Annotated in this window: 14 protein-coding genes; 5 read left to right on the top strand and 9 right to left on the bottom strand. The window is 61.2% G+C overall.

What is annotated here, in order from left to right; genetic code table 11:
• Positions 1–99 precede the first annotated feature (99 nt).
• The 3 genes from VGL22_RS05685 to VGL22_RS05675 all read right to left on the bottom strand — a co-directional run bounded on the left by VGL22_RS05685 (position 100) and on the right by VGL22_RS05675 (position 3981).
• Positions 100–474: a response regulator gene (locus tag VGL22_RS05685; protein WP_465265928.1), complete on the bottom strand. Its 375-nt coding sequence runs from the start codon at positions 472–474 to the stop codon at positions 100–102.
• A gap of 191 nt (positions 475–665) precedes the next feature.
• Positions 666–3278: an ABC transporter permease gene (locus VGL22_RS05680; protein ID WP_465265927.1), complete on the bottom strand. Its 2613-nt coding sequence runs from the start codon at positions 3276–3278 to the stop codon at positions 666–668.
• Entirely contained in the window at positions 3271–3981 is a 711-nt protein-coding gene (locus VGL22_RS05675) for an ABC transporter ATP-binding protein (RefSeq protein ID WP_465265926.1), read from the bottom strand. Before VGL22_RS05675 ends, VGL22_RS05680 begins: the two co-directional genes overlap by 8 nt.
• Before the next feature lie 238 nt (positions 3982–4219).
• Between VGL22_RS05675 and VGL22_RS05670 the strand changes: the two genes are divergently transcribed.
• Positions 4220–4840, top strand: a complete 621-nt coding sequence (locus tag VGL22_RS05670) for an arylesterase (protein WP_465265925.1) — start codon at positions 4220–4222, stop codon at positions 4838–4840.
• Between the two features lie 32 nt (positions 4841–4872).
• Here VGL22_RS05670 and VGL22_RS05665 read toward each other — a convergent pair whose 3' ends face one another.
• The 5 genes from VGL22_RS05665 to VGL22_RS05645 form a co-directional block, all read right to left on the bottom strand.
• Positions 4873–5478, bottom strand: a complete 606-nt coding sequence (locus tag VGL22_RS05665; protein WP_465265924.1) for a hypothetical protein — start codon at positions 5476–5478, stop codon at positions 4873–4875.
• A gap of 101 nt (positions 5479–5579) precedes the next feature.
• Complete coding sequence (locus VGL22_RS05660; RefSeq protein ID WP_465265923.1) at positions 5580–6536, bottom strand: hypothetical protein; 957 nt, start codon at positions 6534–6536, stop codon at positions 5580–5582.
• A gap of 319 nt (positions 6537–6855) precedes the next feature.
• The gene (ftcD, locus tag VGL22_RS05655) at positions 6856–7803 is read right to left on the bottom strand and encodes a glutamate formimidoyltransferase (protein WP_465265922.1); all 948 of its coding nucleotides are present in this window, start codon (positions 7801–7803) and stop codon (positions 6856–6858) included.
• Positions 7800–8564, bottom strand: a complete 765-nt coding sequence (locus VGL22_RS05650) for an acyloxyacyl hydrolase (protein ID WP_465265921.1) — start codon at positions 8562–8564, stop codon at positions 7800–7802. The genes ftcD and VGL22_RS05650 overlap by 4 nt, the downstream gene beginning before the upstream one ends.
• A 104-nt stretch (positions 8565–8668) precedes the next feature.
• Positions 8669–9418 carry a YebC/PmpR family DNA-binding transcriptional regulator gene (locus VGL22_RS05645; protein WP_465265920.1) on the bottom strand — a complete coding sequence of 250 codons (750 nt, stop codon included), beginning with the start codon at positions 9416–9418 and terminating at the stop codon, positions 8669–8671.
• A 238-nt stretch (positions 9419–9656) separates the two neighbouring features.
• Between VGL22_RS05645 and VGL22_RS05640 the strand changes: the two genes are divergently transcribed.
• On the top strand, positions 9657–10451 hold the full coding sequence (locus VGL22_RS05640) for a hypothetical protein (RefSeq protein ID WP_465265919.1): 795 nt from the start codon (positions 9657–9659) through the stop codon (positions 10449–10451).
• Positions 10452–10532: 81 nt separating this feature from the next.
• Here VGL22_RS05640 and VGL22_RS05635 read toward each other — a convergent pair whose 3' ends face one another.
• Positions 10533–11606: a DUF2076 domain-containing protein gene (locus tag VGL22_RS05635; protein ID WP_465265918.1), complete on the bottom strand. Its 1074-nt coding sequence runs from the start codon at positions 11604–11606 to the stop codon at positions 10533–10535.
• 668 nt (positions 11607–12274) lie between these two features.
• On the opposite strand from VGL22_RS05635, the gene VGL22_RS05630 reads away from it, so the two are divergent.
• From VGL22_RS05630 to VGL22_RS05620, 3 genes are all read left to right on the top strand, one after another.
• Positions 12275–13336, top strand: coding sequence for a hypothetical protein (locus VGL22_RS05630; protein ID WP_465265917.1), 1062 nt, complete (start codon positions 12275–12277; stop codon positions 13334–13336).
• A gap of 467 nt (positions 13337–13803) precedes the next feature.
• Positions 13804–15147 carry a hypothetical protein gene (locus VGL22_RS05625; protein WP_465265916.1) on the top strand — a complete coding sequence of 448 codons (1344 nt, stop codon included), beginning with the start codon at positions 13804–13806 and terminating at the stop codon, positions 15145–15147.
• A gap of 435 nt (positions 15148–15582) precedes the next feature.
• Positions 15583–16865 (top strand): hypothetical protein (locus tag VGL22_RS05620; RefSeq protein ID WP_465265915.1); only part of this gene is annotated, 1283 nt, incomplete at its 3' end.

The raw sequence follows: 16865 nt of genomic DNA, 5'->3' as shown, positions 1-16865 counted from the left end.
TTGGCAAGTGAGCTGCAAAAAGACCCTCTGCCGGGTCTGAAGCAAGGGCGTCCCGGAGAGGGGACGCCCTGATGCTCTGGGTTGTCCGAATCGCGGCGATTACATGCCGGCGATGTCGTCGAGCAGTTTCTGGGGATGGATCGGCTTGGCGAGGAGACGGAACTCGTGACCCTTGCGGCTGGCTTCGCGGAGCAGGTCAGCGGTGGCGGCCTGACCGGAGAAGAGGACGACTTTACAGTCGGGACGAGCCTTGGAGAGGTAGATGGCCAGGTCAACGCCTGTCATTTTACCCATCATGACGTCGCTCAGGACAATATCCGGCTCGAAGGTTTCGATGGTCTCTACGGCACTTTCGGCACTATAAGCGGCCATGGCTTCATGGCCTTTGATTTTGAATACCATCGCCAGGGTGTCGGCGATGTTCCTCTCGTCGTCGACGATGAGGATGCGCTTGGGGAGACCGTCTTCAGACATTTGGCTGACCTCCAGCAGGACAGTTGGTTTTGGATTAGGGACCTGAACAGCAGGAAGGCAACCTGGATAGATGCGGCCCGGCTGGGGTACCCAAAAATTTTACTGAAATTGGCGCAATTGGAACAGCCCGGCACCAAACATTCAGAGCCGAAGTGGCTGAATACGCCAGATTTCCAAGGGTTTTCCCCAGGTTATTCTTCGCGCAGGACCTCGAGAGGGCGGAGGCCGAGGATGCGGTAGCTGGCGATCCAGCCGGTGCCCGTGGCAAGGATGGCGGTTCCGATGAGTGCCGCGGCGGTGCCGGGCCAATCGATGTGAAAACCGACCTGCATGCGATGGAGCAGGACACGGGTGAGGAGGTTGGCAAAGACAACGCCGACCAACCCGGCCAGCAGACCAAGCACGCTGAACTCCACGCTGAAGATGCGTACGATGCGCATGCGGGTGGCGCCGAGGGTTTTGAGGACGACGGCTTCCCTCATGCGGCGGAAGCGGGTGCTGGCGATGGAGGAAGCCAGGATGGTCAATCCGGCAAAGATGGAGAAGCCGGCAAGGAAGTGGATCACGAAGGTGATCTGGTCGACGACGTTCTCGATGCGGGTGAGGATGTCAGCAATATTGATGACCGTGACCGTGGGATAGGAGAGGAAGAGGGCACGCTCGATGGCGGGAATCTGGGCGGGGTTGGCGTGCACGCCGCCGTACCAGGTAGCCACCTCATCCTTGAGTGCACCGGAGGGCAGGACGAAGCTGGCGCGACCGGAAGTGTGCTGGCCATCGCTGCGGAAGATGGCCGCGACGCTGAGGGCGTGCTTTCCATTGAGGGGCGTTTCGAGCTCCATGCTGGAGCCGATGGCGAGATGGAGTCGGTCGGCGAGCCAGTCGGCGACCGCGATCTGCTGGGTATCGGGCCTGGTCCACCAGGCGCCTTTGAGGATTTTGTCGCCGGCTGGGAGGGTGTCAGCCCATGTGAGCTCGGCGTTCTGCAGCATGCGCAGGGGCACGTGCTGGTCTTTAAACGCAGCCAGCGGCTTGCCGTGTATCGATACAAATTCGCCGCGCACGACGGGCATCAGGTCGGCCGGCTCGGTAACGCCGGTCTGTTTGGCGAAGAAGGCGCGCAGGCCCGGAACTTCATCGGTGTTGATGTCGATGAGGAACATGTTGGGCAGCTTGGGCGAGGCGGTCTCCCGGATCTCGCGCAGCAGAGACGACTGCATGAGGTAGACGGAGAGGATGAGCATGACGCCGGTGCCGAGCGAAGCGAGAACGGCGGCGGATTGATTGCCGGGGCGGTATAGGTTGGCGAGTCCGTGGCGGAGCGAGGAGGGCAGGTGCAGGCGAACGCGGCTGAGCACCCAGCGCAGGAAGCGCAGGAGCAAGAAGGCAAGGACGAGGAGGACGGCGAGGGCGGCGGTGAGGCCCAGAGCGAACCACGTGCCGACGACTGCGGAGTCGGAGAGGGCCCACGCAATTCCTCCCAGGGCAGCGACGACAACGATCGCGATGGACAACTGAAGGCGGCGGCCCCAGAGCTTGGCGAACCAGCCGCCGATGCCGCTGGGTCCTTCTTCGACGAGACGGCGGAGGACAAGAACGGGGCGGACGGCGCGGACGTCGAGTAGGGGGGGTAGGCAAAAGAGGAGGGTGGTAAGCAGCCCGGTGCCGAGCCCGGCGGCGATGCTGCGCCAGGGGAATTCAAGGACGGTGTGGACCGGCAGGAGCTTGCCGAAGACGGCGGGGAGCAACTGCATGACGCCCAGCCCGGCGGCTACGCCGACAAGGCCTCCGGCGAGGCCGAGGCCGAGGGTCTGGAGCAGGAAGATGCGCAGGAGGTCAGACGAGCCGGCGCCGACAGCTTTGAGGATGGCGAGCATGTCCATGCGCTGCTCAAGGTGGGCGTGCATGGCCATGGCGACGCCAATGGCGCCGAGGACCATGGCGACGAGGCAGATGAGGGAGAGGATGGCGGTGGCGTGCTCGAGGCCGTCGGTAATGGCCGGGTTCCCTTCCCTGTAGTCCATGACCTGGGCATCGGGCATGGCGGATTCAAGGTCGTGGCGGACGGTTTGCGGGGTGACATTTTTAGGGAGTGGGTCAGGCAGCTTGAGGAGCAGGCGGGCGGAGGCGCGGCTGCCGGGTGCGATGAGGCCGGTGGATTCCAGGCTGGCGCGGGAAATCATGACGCGGGGTCCCATGCCGGCTCCGGCGCTGATGCGGTCGGGCTCCTGCTTGAGGACAGCGGCGATGCGAAAGGATTTGCCGCCGAGGTGGAGGGTCTGGCCGATGTGGGCATTGAGGCGGACGAGGAACTCGTCCGCGACGACGGCGGAGTCGCCGGCGAGGGCCTGCTGGAGGGTCATCGCGGGTTCAAGTTGCGCTTCACCATAAAACGGATAAACTGCCGGATCGACGCCCTTTAGCGTTACGAGGAGCGGGACAGGGTCGGGGGGAACGGAGGCCATGGAAATGGTTTCAGTGACCCAAGTGGAGCGGGTGCCGGGGATCTTTTCTACCACCGATTTGATCCTTGCGGTTTCAGCGGGGCTGGGCATGCCGAAGACGCGGGCGCTCAGATCGCCGGCCATGAGGGAGCGAGCTTCAAGGCCGAGGGTGCGGCGGAAGCTCTCGGCGAATCCGCGAACGCCGACGAGGGCGGCCACGCCGATGGCGACGGAGAGGATGACGAACCCGAACTTGCCGGGAGCAGATTTGAGATCGCGCAGGGCAATGGCGGCGGCGCGGCGCCAGCCGAGTGCGCGGCGGGTGACTGGGAGTGTCGCGCTGAGATTGGATTTAGCCATGTTGGACCTGCTCGGCTGCAGGGTCGGGAGCAAGGGGGAGCGAGTCTTCGACGATGACGCCGTCCCGAAGGTGGATCTGGCGATCGGCGGAGGCGGCCACGCCCGGGTCGTGGGTGACGAGGACGAGGGTGGTGCCGGCGCGCTTGTTGTGCTCGAGGAGGAGGTCGAGGATCATGCGGCCGTTGGCGGTGTCGAGGTTGCCGGTAGGCTCGTCGGCCATGATGATGGGCGGCTCGACGACGAAGGCGCGGGCGATGGCGACGCGCTGCTGCTCGCCCCCGGAGAGCTGGACGGGGTAGTGGTCCATGCGGTCTTTGAGGCCGACCGACGTGAGGAGTTCGCGGGCTCTGGCGAGGCCGGCGCCGGCGGAGTTCAGCTCGTAAGGCAGGAGGACGTTCTCGAGGGCGGTGAGGGTCTGGATGAGCTGGTAGGACTGGAAGACGAAGCCGATTTTGCGGCCGCGGACAGCGGCGAGCTGGGTTTCAGCAAGGTTGTGGATGGGCACGCCGTCGAGCCAGATTTCGCCGGAGCTGGGGGAGTCGAGGCCGGCGAGGAGGCCGAGGAGCGTGCTTTTGCCGCTGCCGCTGGCGCCGACGATGGCGACGAACTGGCCGGCGGGAATGGTGAGGGAGATTCCATTTAAGATGTCGACGCGGCGCGTGCCGTTTTGAATCCACTTCTTTGCGTCCCGGACTTCGATCAAGAGGGTGTCTCCCAGGGTTCAGGGTTCAGGGTTCAGGGTTCAGGGTTCAGGGTTCAGGGTTCAGGGTTCAGGTGGACAAGTGGTGAGGTGATCCAGGTGTCAAAGGGCGTGGCAGTCATCTTTTAATACGCGGGTGGGATTGAGGAGTTCCACATGAGGGGCGTCAACTGCATCCTCTTTCCCTTTTGCCTGTTCCCTTTTGCCTGTTGGCTGCTCTTACACTGTCATTGTGGACGTATTGCGGCGGGCTCTCGTTTCATTTGTATTCCTGATTGTGGCACTTCCGGCGGTGGCGGCGGAGCGGCCGGTGCTGGTGTGCTTTGGGGACAGCATCACCGCGGGGTATGGGCTGGCGCAGCCCGGGGATGCGTATCCGGCGGTGCTGGAGCGCAGGCTGGCGATGGCTGGATATTCCTACAGGGTAGTGAACGAGGGCACCAGCGGGGCCACCACCAAGGACGCGGTGGCGAACGTGAGGGCGGTGCTTCGGCTGCGGCCGCAGGCGGTGATTGTGGAATTCGGAGGGAATGACGGGCTGCGCGGGCTGCCGCTGGACGCGACACGGCGAAACCTCGATGCGGTGCTGACACAATTGGAAGCCGCGCACGTGAAGGTGCTGCTGGCGGGAATCACGCTGCCGCCGAATTACGGGCCGGAGTATATCCATGCGTTTGAGGGTATTTTTCGCGATCTGGCGGCGAAGCACCACACCGCGTTTGTGCCAATGATTTACAAGGATCTGGTGAAGGTGCCGGGTACGATTCAGGGCGACGGAATTCATCCCACGGCGAAAGGCGCGTCCATCATCGCGGACACGCTGCTGCCGGTGCTGAAGCCGCTGCTTGTGAAGGAACGATAAGCCGGGGCGCGGCCGCCATGACAGGCGTTTGGTCAACGGGCCAGAAACTCCACCAGTGAGGCAACGAGGAACAGCGGCAGGGCCAGGGAGTAGATGTGCAGGACGTCGAGAACGCCGTCGGCGGGCAGCCCCACCCAGCGGCGGGAGCCGGCATAGGCCCAACGCGATCGGGGCAGGACGAATCCGAGGCCCAGGCGCACGCCGGCGCCACCCGCCAGGGCATAGGGAATCACCTGCAGGAACAGGACGATGAGGTAGTAGGCTGCTTCGCCGGGATCGGCGAGGCGGCTGTGATGGTTGTCGTCGATGGAGACGACGCCGCCCACGAATCCGCGGGCAGCCGATACGGGGAATGGTGCAACGATGGACAGGCCCATGATGGTTGTCGGCACGGCCGCGGCGCCGGCGTTTCCGGCAAAGTCGAGGAAGGCGGCCTTGACGGGAAATCCCCGATCCTGAGCCTTTAGGATCGAGCTGGACTGCACGGCGCGGCCGACCAGGCGATCTCTGAAGGCGAGGGCCGGACCGTATTGGGCATGTACGAGCACCAAGCCGGCCGTGATTCCCAGGAGATTGGCCAAGGCGATCCAGAGGATCGGCAGCCTGGCGCGCCGCAGCGCGATGAAAATCCTATGCATGCCCTCGTTCCTCCATGAACAGGGGAACGATAGCAGTGAGGCGGGCCGCGCATCTGTGATGCACGGCTCAGCTCAATGGGAAGGTGTTTGGCTCCTGCCGGCTATCGCACCATGCTCTGGAAGAGCTGCGATTTGAGGAGGCTGGCGAAGTCGTTATCGCTGGCGCCGAAGTGGATGGAGAGCTTGCCGGAGCTGGAAGTAACCTCAGTGGCGGACATGGCCATCTTCTCGGTTTCGTCGCCGGTCATGCGGCGGTAGACTACGGCCGCGTTGAGGAGCGAGGAGACGGTGGCGGCGGCGAAGGCATCGCCGGTGTGGATGGTGAGGTCGAACTTGACGCCGTGCTGGAAGTCCATGGAGTAGTAGGAGACGAGGAGGCGCTTGCGGACCGACTCGTAGTCGGCGACCGAGCCGGCTTCGCCGAGGACCTGCTTCATCATGTTCTGGGTGCCCTTCTGGTCGAGGACGCTCCAGAGGTCTTCAGAGTCGACGGAGCGCATGGCGTCCATGACGGCTGAATTGGTGAGCAGAGACTGAGTCTGTCCGTCGCGCGCGTCGAGGGCGGCCTTGACGGCATCCGGCATGCCGAAGACCATGGTGGACTGGTCGACGAAGCAGAGGACGAAGCCGGTCTTGCCCATGGGGTAGAGCTTATTGGTGCGGATGAGCTTGGGCTTGATGGCTTTCTTTTTGAAGCTGGCGAGAATGTCGTCTGTGGGGAACTGCCCCTGGGCGATGCCGACGGTGGTCACTTCTTCCTGAGCGGCATTGGGGCGAAAGAGCGCGAAGGCGAGCTGGTCGACATCGTGGTTTTCGTTGAGGCCGGAGCGGCGCAGGGCCTCGTCAAACTGGCGCAGATCGGGGGGCATGACGCGGTCGCGCAACTGCATCGCGGTGGGCGAGTTCTGCATGGCGCGGTAGTCGATGACCACGAGCTGCTGCACATCGCGAGGGATGGCCGAGCGCGCGTCGCCGGACAACTGCGCGGCGCGCGCGGTGATGCCCGAAGCAACAAGAACCGCCGCAACGGCGGCAAATTTAAGCGAGTTCCTCAACAAAGACTTCTCCTCTGGAGCGCAACGGGTTTGAATAACCGTAGAAGCCAGACGCATATGCGCAGGCTGCGCTCAATTTCTGCAAGTGTTACCGAAAGCAGATTCCCAAAGGGAATGACAGAAGAACAATAGAGACTCGAGTGGTGAGTCCGCATTGTCCTCCCCTTCATTTTACCTGCTCGTTGGTTTAGACGGGATTGCAACTATCAGGGCACTGATGGCGCAAACCCCGCATGCAGCAGACAAGTTGCGGCGGGCCTGGAGGTTTGGCACTGGCGGCGGGCTTTAGGGGACTGCATGATTCGTGCCATTGGGCGCCGGATCAGCAGCCCTTGGTGGGCCATGCCAGAGGGTTCTCCAGGCGGCGCTCGAGAATCTTGGCCGCGGGATCGAACTGAATCAAATGACGCATCCACTCGCTGTCGCGCTCGCAAGCGGCCTCGGGAATGAGGCCGACGACTTCGCCTTCAATGGGAGCGGTTTTGTGGCGGGTGGCCAGCTTGGAAATTTTGGCAAAGACCTCGGAGATGGGGGTGCGCTCGAAATCGCTGATGTTGAGGGTGAGCTGGGCGCGGCCGTGCACCAGGGCGCCGATGGCCTTGACGGTCTTGCCGGCGGAAGCGCGAACCTCTTTGGCGATAGAGCGGGCCATGGCAACGTCGCTTGAATCGAAGCAGATGTTGTAAGTAACGAGGAACTTACGGGCTCCCACGGCGCAGGCCCCGGCGGTGGGATGGAGGGCGGGCCCCCCGATGTCGGGGCGCCGCGAGGCGTCTTTGCGCACGATATCGCGGAGGCCCTCGAACTGGTCGCGGCGCACGTCATCGACGCTGGCGCGATCAGGGCGGGCAGCGGCGGCTTCATAGAAATAGACGGGAACGCCGAATCGGCGCCAGATCTCCATGCCTGCCTGGCGGGCGAGAAGGGCGCACTGCTCCAGGCGGATTCCGGAGACGGGAACGAAGGGGATGACGTCGGCAGCGCCGATGCGGGGATGCTGGCCTTCCTGCACCGTGAGGTCGATGAGTTCGGCGGCTTTCCCGGCGCCGCGAATGGCTGCTTCAAGGATGGCATTTGGATCGCCGGCGATGGTGACGATGGAGCGGTTGTGGCCTTCGTCCATGGACCAGTCGAGCAAGCGCACGCCGTCAACGCACATGGCGCCAATAATGGCTTTGACCCGCTCGGGGTCAGTGCCCTCGGAGAAGTTGGGCACGCATTCGACGACAGCGCCGGGCGAGGCGGCTCCGGATTGGGTGAAGGGTGTCATTGCCAGAAGGTGTACCCGAGCTGTACCTGGATCTGAGCATTTACGCCAGGGTTGCGGTCACCCAGCGAGGCCGAAGAGAGATGGAGCGCGTTGACCTGCAGGTCCACCGAGCGCCGGGGTCTGGTGAACCAGTGCATTCCCAGAGCGGCGCCGGAGGTAAAGTTCCAAACCGAAGTTGCCCCAGCCATGCCGTGAGGAACCAGCACGTCAGGCGGGAACTTGTGGGTGGTGTAAACCACGCCGCCCTGCGCCTGGAAGAACGGCTGAACGGTCTTGAGGCCGGTAGCGAAGTTCCAGCGGAAGATGGCGGGCGTGATGCTGGCGCCGAAGTAGTTGCCGCCGCCCACAGGGAGCTGGCAGGGAAAGGTGGTGCCGTCTTCCGAGACGCAGGTGCGGGTTTCCGTGTGTGGCGCGGGAGTGAAAGCGGACCACAGCGGCATGACGCTGGCAGCGAGTTCAAACTGGCCGCTCAGAGGGCCGGCGTGGAGCACCGAGGTGACCGCTTTGCCAGCTTCAATGCCTGCGGAGAGGAAGCGGAAGCTGGAGCGGCTACTGAGGCCGTTGCCGTAATTGACGAAGGGACCGTAATGGAAGGCGCGTCGGTCGCGGGCGAGCGAAGCAAAGTTATCATCGGGCAGCGCGGCGACCCCGGCGAAGGCTGTGGTGTGCGCCGCGGTGGTGACGGAGGCGCTCTGGGCGCGGAGACCGAGCATGGCAGAAGAAAGCACCAGGGCTGTCAAGACCTTCCGGTATTCAATCAAGGTTCAATCCTCAGTGCATCAATTTGCCGTAAAGGTGCTCAGAATTCATAAGAAAGGCCGCCGGATGAGGCGGCCCTTCCAAAGCTGTTCAAGGAAGAACCAGGTCAGCCGGCGACCTGCTCCATCTGCTCGGCTGTCATGTCAAAGTTCGAATACACGTTCTGCGTGTCGTCGAAGTCTTCGAGGGCCTCAAGCAGACGCATCATCGACCGGGCCTGCTGATCGTCAAGCTTGGTGTAAGTGGAGGCGACCATGGTGACTTCATTGCTGGCGACGGGAACGTTGGCAGCCTTGACGGCATTCAGAACGGCCTCGTAGCTGGACGGGTCGGTGAGAATCTCCCAAACATCGCCTTCGTCGTTGAGGTCTTCGCCTCCCGCCTCGAGCACGATGTTCATGAGCTGATCTTCATCGGCTGCCGATTTCTCGACAGCGATGACGCCCTTCTTCGAGAACATGTGCAGTACCGAGCCCGTGGAGCCAAGATTGCCGCCATGCTTCGAGAAGCTGTGGCGGATTTCGCTCACGGTACGGTTGCGGTTGTCGGTCAGGGTATCGACAATGATGGCAACGCCGCCGGGGCCGTAGCCCTCGAACGTGATCTCTTCGTAGCTGACGCCCTCAAGCTCGCCGGTTCCGCGCTGGATGGCCTTCTTGATATTGTCGCCAGGCATGTTCTCGGCCTTGGCGGCCAGGATTGCGCTTCGCAGTCGCGGGTTACCGTCAGGATCGCCGCCGCCCTGCTTGGCCGCAATGGTGATTTCCCTGATCAGGCGGGTGAATGTCTTGCCGCGCTTGGCGTCCAGCGCGCCCTTCTTGTGCTTGATTGTGGCCCATTTGGAATGGCCGGACATAAGACCCTCAGTGTGACTGAAATACCGGTGCAGAAGCCGGTTGCAGGGAAGCTTCCGGACGCACCCGCCCTTGCGAGTATAACACTGCGCCGGATGCCAACCTCGAGGGCTAAGCGTGGCGGCCGGATGGCAACCAAGGGAGCGGTCGGCGCTAACCTGCACTGTCGGCAGAGTGATTTATCTCACATGAGAAAGCGGGTCCGAGTGGGTAACGTTGAGGCATCCGAGGAAAACCTTGATGAAAGCACTTTTCTTTTCCATGCTTCTAATGCTGGCCGCCGCGTGCGCGTGCGGCACGGCTTGGGCTCAGGGCAACTACGAGATTCAGGTCTATGCGTCGGAGACTGTGGCACCGCGCACCACCATGGTTGAGCTGCATTCGAACTATACCGCCACGGGCCAGAGTGACTATGTGGATGGAGTTGCACCGACCAATCACGCGGTGCACGAGACGGTGGAGATCACGCAGGGTATCACGTCCTGGTCGGAGCTTGGCTTCTATCTGTTCACGAGCGAGCGCAGCGGTGCGGGTACGGAATGGGTGGGCGACCACATTCGTCCGAGAGTTCGCGCACCGGAACAATGGCACTGGCCGGTGGGCGTGAGCATCAGCATGGAGATGGGCTACCAGCGGCCGCGCTTTTCTCCCGATACGTGGACGTGGGAGATCCGGCCGATTGTGGACAGGAACAAGGGCCGGATGTACTGGTCAATCAATCCGGCGATGGAGCGTTCATGGCACGGTCCGGCGGTCCGCGAAGGCGTGGAGTTTACGCCGGGCGTAAAGGTGGGATGGGATTTTACGCGGAAGGTGAACGCCGGCGTGGAGTACTACGGGGCTTACGGTGATCTGCGGAACATTGCCGCGGTACACGAACAGCAGCAGCAGATTTTTCTGGTGTCGGATCTGAATGTGTCTCCCAAGTGGGAGATCAACTTTGGCGTTGGGATGGGCCCCACGGCCGCGACCGACCGGTGGATTATCAAGGGCATTCTGGGACGGCGGTTCGACTGGAGCCACCAACGGGAATAGAAATCCGCCATTTTGTGGAAAGAGAAGCCGGAGCGGAGTGAGCGCTCCGGCCTTGCTGTGTGCGCGGCCAAGCATGCCGGCCTAGAAGCCGCTGTCGCCGTTGTCTGAGCCTCCACCATCATCGAAGCCACCGGAGTCCATCCCGGAGTTGTCATCGAAGCCGCTGCCGGAGTCGTCGATCTGGACGTTGTCGACGCTGTTGTCGGCGGCGACTGTGTCGTTCTCCATGCCGTTGTCGTAGGCACCCTGATCGAACTGGCCGGCGTATTCGTTAGCGCCTGAGGCGGCGGAGTCGGAGGCGGACTGGGCGGAGTTGCGATCGCCGCGGTCGAACTGATTGCCGTCGTGATGTTCGCCGCCGAAGTCATGCTCGAGCCGATCGTCGAGGCGGGAATCGCCGCCGCCAGTGAACCCCTCTGACCGGCCGGCGCCGGGCTCATCGTAATAGTTGTTGTTGATGACAGTTTCTTCGATGGGCCGCTCAAATCCGCCGCCGTATCCTGCCATTCCGGGACCACCCCAGCCGCCTCCGTGGCCGAAGCCGTGCATGAGCGATTCAACGCCTTCAAACACCAGCGCGCCGGCAGCGACGCCGGCGGCGGTCTGCATGGCGCCGCGCAGGAAGCTGGGCTGCCCGACGGGCCCGACGTACTGAGGCGGCGCGTATTGGGCCTGGCCGTATTGCGGCTGGGCATAGGGTGAGGGAGCGGCCTGGGGATAAGTGGGCACCGGCTGCCAGCCCTGCGGCGGCGGCTGGGGAGCCTGATACAGCGGAGGCCGGGACGGCTGCGCCTGCGGAGGCATTGGCGCGTCCTTCTCGCCAAACAGACGGCCGAGAAAACTGGTGGCGTGCGCCGGCTGCTGCTGGACCTGCTGCGCCTGTTGCTGCAATTGTGCCACCTGGGTTTTGAGCTGTTCGAGGGCCATGTTCTGCACCAGCAGGGTCTGGGCCATGATGTAGAGCGCGTCAGAGTTCGCGCCGAGTTCCCTGCCCAGAAGGTTCTGCGCGTCGGGGTCTTTCTCCTGCAATTGGGTCTGATTGATGCGCTGCGTGAGTTGCATCAAGAGCTGCTGTTCCTGGGGAGTCACTTCGATTTCCTCCGCCCCGATAAGGGGCACCGCGTGCTGCCGATTGAGACGCGAGCTATGGGGCAAAGTTGCCCATCCGCACCACAGTACGAAACCAGGCAGGGCTGGGTTCCAAGGTGCGGGACGGGGAACAGGGGGGTACCGACAAAAGCATAGGTTACCGAACTGCGGGAAAAGATTACCTGCCGGTTACCTGACATTGTCGACCCAAAATCTCTAAATTCCTGCCAAATATCAACAATTTAGCGGGGCTTCTTGTGATGGCTGTCATAGTTGACATTTCTTTAGCGCATTTTGATTGCTTTCGGTTTGCCACGTAGGTTACTGTCAGAACAACTTTACAACTTTCTGGGATTACGGTCGTGTAGGTCCGCAGAGGATCCGTGTGGGCAGTCCCCGTTCGATGAGGCACACCCCCACTGACCTCAGGCAAGAGTTGGATCTTGCAAGCCGGCGTGTGTCTACAGAGAAACGGTCAGGCTCATTCAATGAAGGCTCTTTGCTCTGTTGCTTTCGCGCTACTTAGCGCGGTGCCAGCCCTTGCCAATATCTCGGTCAGCAGTCCAGCGATTGGCGCGACGGTTACCTCTCCCTTCACCTTGGCCGCGAGCGCCGATCCATGCTCCTCACAGGCAATCGCCTCGATGGGCTACTCACTCGACACCACTTCAACGACAACCATTTTTAGCGGCGCCTCCATTGCCGTTAGTGTTCCGGCTTCGCCTGGGAGCCACATGCTGCACATCAAATCCTGGGGGAACAAAGGCGCCTCCTGTACAGCAGACGTGAAGATCACGGTGATTCAGAAGGCGGCCACCGCAACTACGACGACCAATGTCGTGGTGACGAGCCCCACCAGCGGAGCATCGGTGACTTCGCCTTTTCCGGTAGCGGCGTCAGGGACAACCTGCCTAGGGCAGTCAGTTACCGCGCTGGGCTACTCGCTGGACGCCAGTTCGTCGACCACGATCGTTAACGGCACCACTCTTGGGGCCAGCGTTGCGGCCGCGACCGGCGCTCACACGCTGCACGTCAAGTCATGGGGCAAGAGCGGGGCCTCCTGCGTGAGTGACATCCCGCTAACGGTGAAGGCGGGTGCTACGTCCTCGGGTGGACCATCCATTCCCGTGAGTGCGGTGATTACCAAGGCGCTTCAGGACCTGACTACGTGGACCGCGGAGCACGATGCTGGAACCAGCGGCAGTTCAAGCGGAAGCATGAGCCTGGTGAGTTCACCCGCCATGAGCGGACAGGCGCGCCAGTTTGCCACCACTTACAGCAACTATGGCGGCGAACGGTACAACATAAAATTTGGAAAAGACCAGGCATCCACCAACTTTGTGTTCGACGCGGAGCTCTACATTGCCGGCTCAGCGAGCGGCATCTCGAATCTTGAACTCGACCTCAACCAGGTGATGGCCAACGGCCAGACAGTCATCTTCGGTTTCCAATGCGATGGCTGGTCGCACACGTGGGACTATGCGGTAAACACCGGCACGCCCACAAGCCCCACGGCGCACTGGATGCACTCCACCCAGGCGTGTAATCTGCAGCAGTGGGCGACCAACACATGGCACCACGTTCAGATTGAATACTCGCGCGATAACAGCGGCAATGTGACCTACAAGGCTGTGTGGCTGGATGGGGCGGAGCAGGACCTCAATGTAACCGCGCTGTCTGCGTTCGCCCTGGGATGGGGACCAAGCGTGAATATCAACGTGCAGCTGGATGGCTATACGTCGACGTCGGGGTCGTCGACGATCTATGTCGACAATATGGCTCTCTACAGCTGGTAGTTATCCGGCGAGTATCGTAAGCCAGTAACACGCATTGTCCCATTGGAAGCTGAGCGGAGCGGAGGTTGAAAGCCTCCGCTCCGCTTTTTCTTTGCCATTGCGAGTAACCCATGACTCGAGTTACCGAACCGACAACCTACAGGGCTCGTGGTGTTCCTGCCCGATACACCTGCCGCACTAAGTGTACACAGATGATTACAGTGAGGGAGAAATGAAGGACTTACAGCACTCATTACACCGTCTAGCAAGGCTACTACTGTAACCAAAATAGTAGATTGCTTTCGTGCACAGAACTGGGTACCTTCATTACAAATAACTCCTGAGATACGGTTCGCATATAGATCCAACCTATGGTTACTGGAGGGGGATTCCTGCTCGTAGTAAGCCCACCTACCTTTCCTTAGAGAGCAAGCGCGATCTATGCACGCCGACGTGTATCGACAGGCACCTGAATGGAAAACACTCGAATGAAGATCACCTCCTCCTTGATTCTCGCGACTCTCTGCGCGGTGCCCGCGTTTGCCGATGTTACGGTTACGAGTCCCGTGTCAAACACCGCTGTGGGCACGACGTTCGCGCTTTCTGCCACGGCCAGCCCGTGCTCATCGCAGGCAGTTTCCGCGATGGGATACTCGCTCGACAACAGTTCCAACACGACGATCGTGAACGGCTCCGTCGTGTCAGCTGCACTCACTGTGGGGGCCGGCTCGCACGTGCTCCATGTGAAATCGTGGGGCAACCGGGGCGCCTCCTGCACGAAGGACGTAAACATCACCGTGCAGAGCGGCGCGCAGGTCAGCGCTCCTGTTACCAACCTGGCGGTATCCTCTCCGGCTCTTGCGTCGTCTGTTCTATCTCCGTTCACTCTGGCGGCAACCGGGTCCCTCTGCCATTCGCAGACCATTGCCGCGGTTGGCTATTCGCTCGATAACAGCAGTTCGACGAAGATCGTGAACGCACAGGCAGTGAACGGGCAAGTATCGGCGAGCGTGGGCGCACATACGATACATGTGAAGGCATGGGGCAACCAGGGCGCCTCCTGCGTGAGCGACGTTACGCTCACGGTGATTGCTCCCGCGCCCCCGCCGCCACCGCCGATGCCGGCGCCATCGCCGGCGGGTCCTTCGATCCCGCCGACGGCAAAGGCGATCAGCGCCATTCATAAGCTGAGCATCTGGAGTGCGGATTTCGATGTAGCCACCGGGAAGAATGGCGCGAACGCTTCGGGAGCGACGCGCCTGGCTGCTACGCCTTCGCTGAGCGGCATTGCGCGCCAGTTCAACACCACTTATACCAACTATGCCGGCGAGCGCTATCACGTGTCTCTCGGGCCCGACCAGTCGTCGACGCACTTTGTGTTCGACACGCAGATCTACATCGATGGTTCTTCGACGGGGATCGCGAACATCGAGATGGATCTGAACCAGGTGACGCCCAACGGGCATACGGTGATCATGGGTTTCCAGTGCGATGGCTGGTCCGGCACATGGGACTACACGACCAACGAGGGCACGCCGACTAAGCCGGTGGATCACTGGCTGCATTCGAACCAGACCTGCAACCCGCAGAAGTGGGCAGCCAACGCCTGGCATCGCGTGCAGGTTCAGTACTCGCGCGATAACTCGGGCAACGTCACTTATGAGTCAGTGTGGCTGGATGGAGTGGAGCAGGACCTGAATGTTACCGTGCCCTCGGATTTTGCGCTGGGCTGGGCGCCGACGGTACTCACCAATTTTCAGATCGACGGAATGACAGCCGGCACCAGCAGTTCGACTGTGTATATCGATAACACCGCGGTCTACAGCTGGTAAGGATTGGAAAGAACGGGCCGAACGCACAAACCTCATTTGCAGATCGACGATCACAAGGGATGGAGAGCTGATGGCTTTCCATCCCGCTTTTATTGTGCTCGGAAGCTATTCGATACATAGTGTCGATCAGAGCCTGAATGCTTGCGACTCTTGCGTTAATTGTCCACGGGCAATTACTCCAAGCCGCATTGATAGGACTTAGATCTGCTTGTGATGGACATCACATTGTTTAATGTCGCATTACGATAGATTGGTGTTGTTCCCGGAACGCATAGTTTCAGAACAAATAACTCACGAGATATCGATCGCAATCGGATCCGCATTAGGTTCCTGGGGGGATTTCTGCTCGGTGTAAACCCACCCGCCTATCGTTTAGCACGAACAGGATCTATATAAGTCGACGGTGGTCTGAGATTCTGACAGGACTAAAACTAAATGAAATCTATTTCTTGCCTCTCCTTCCTGGGACTGCTTTGCGCAGTGCCTGGTTTCGCCGCCGTCACCGTATCCAGCCCTGCCGCTAACTCCGCGGTGGGCACGACGTTCGCGTTGAATGCCTCCGCTACTTCGTGCTCGTCGCAGCCCATCGCCTCGATGGGCTACTCCCTGGATAGTAGTTCGAACACAACCGTCGTCAAAGGTGCTTCGCTGTCAGCGTCAGTGAACGCCGCTGTCGGTGCCCACGTGATTCATGTCAAGTCATGGGGCAACAAGGGCGCTTCCTGCGTCGCGAACGTGAACGTCAGCGTAACCAACACTGCTGTTACGAATCTCGCGGTGGCGGCTCCGGGCGTCGGCACTTCGCTCGTATCGCCGTTCACGCTGAATGCTTCAGGCTCTCTCTGCAAGTCGGAAAAGATTGCCTCGCTGGGGTACTCGCTCGATAACAGTTCTTCCACGACCATCTTGAATGCTCAGGCGATTAACGCACAGGTCTCGGCGGGCACCGGTACACATACTCTCCACGTCAAGGCATGGGGCAACCAGGGTGCTTCCTGCGTCTCCGATGTTCCGCTCACGATCCTGGCTCCTCAGGCTCCTGAAGAGCCAGCGGCTGCGCCAACACCCACCGGTCCCTCGATCCCGTCGACGGCAACCGTGGTCAAGAACATTCACAAGCTGACCACCTGGAAAGCCGAGCACGACTTAGATACAGGCAGCAATTCCAGCGCCACCGGCGATACGAGCATTCTAGCCAAGCCTTCGATGAGCGGGGTAGCACGTCAGTTCAACACCACGTACACCAACTACGGGGGCGAGCGTTACCACGTCTCTGTTGGTCCCGACTCGGTCTCGACTAACTTCGTCTTCGACACTCAAATCTATATCGCCAGCCCCACGGATAGTATCGCGAACATCGAAATGGACCTGAACCAGGTAACCTCAAATGGACAGACTGTCATCATGGGCTTTCAGTGTGATGGCTGGTCGCGGACATGGGACTACACGAGGAACGCCGGCACTCCGGCGAACTCGAAGGCCCAGTGGCTTCATTCGAACCAAAGCTGCAACCCGCAAGCCTGGACTCCTAATGCCTGGCATCGTGTGCAGATCCAGTTCTCGCGCGATAACTCCGGCAACGTGACCTATCAGTCGGTGTGGCTCGACGGTGTTCAGCAGGACCTTAACGTTACGGTTCCCTCTTCCTTCGCGCTAGGCTGGGCTCCCACGGTGCTCGCCAACTTCCAGGTTGACGGCATGACCGCGGGCACCAGCAG

The sequence above is a fragment of the Occallatibacter sp. genome, assembly GCF_036502485.1.
GTDB lineage: Bacteria > Acidobacteriota > Terriglobia > Terriglobales > Acidobacteriaceae > Telmatobacter.
The sequence above is the reverse complement of the archived record's forward strand: the minus strand, read 5'-3'. Positions and strand labels throughout refer to the sequence as shown.

Coding starts and splice junctions, on each gene's coding strand:
- ftcD (WP_465265922.1), bottom strand. CDS start 7,803: ATGACACCCTTCACCCAATCCGGAGCCGCCTCGCCCGGCGCTGTCGTC.
- VGL22_RS05630 (WP_465265917.1), top strand. CDS start 12,275: ATGCTGCACATCAAATCCTGGGGGAACAAAGGCGCCTCCTGTACAGCA.
- VGL22_RS05685 (WP_465265928.1), bottom strand. CDS start 474: ATGTCTGAAGACGGTCTCCCCAAGCGCATCCTCATCGTCGACGACGAG.
- VGL22_RS05645 (WP_465265920.1), bottom strand. CDS start 9,418: ATGTCCGGCCATTCCAAATGGGCCACAATCAAGCACAAGAAGGGCGCG.
- VGL22_RS05640 (WP_465265919.1), top strand. CDS start 9,657: ATGAAAGCACTTTTCTTTTCCATGCTTCTAATGCTGGCCGCCGCGTGC.
- VGL22_RS05665 (WP_465265924.1), bottom strand. CDS start 5,478: ATGCATAGGATTTTCATCGCGCTGCGGCGCGCCAGGCTGCCGATCCTC.
- VGL22_RS05680 (WP_465265927.1), bottom strand. CDS start 3,278: ATGGCTAAATCCAATCTCAGCGCGACACTCCCAGTCACCCGCCGCGCA.
- VGL22_RS05625 (WP_465265916.1), top strand. CDS start 13,804: ATGAAGATCACCTCCTCCTTGATTCTCGCGACTCTCTGCGCGGTGCCC.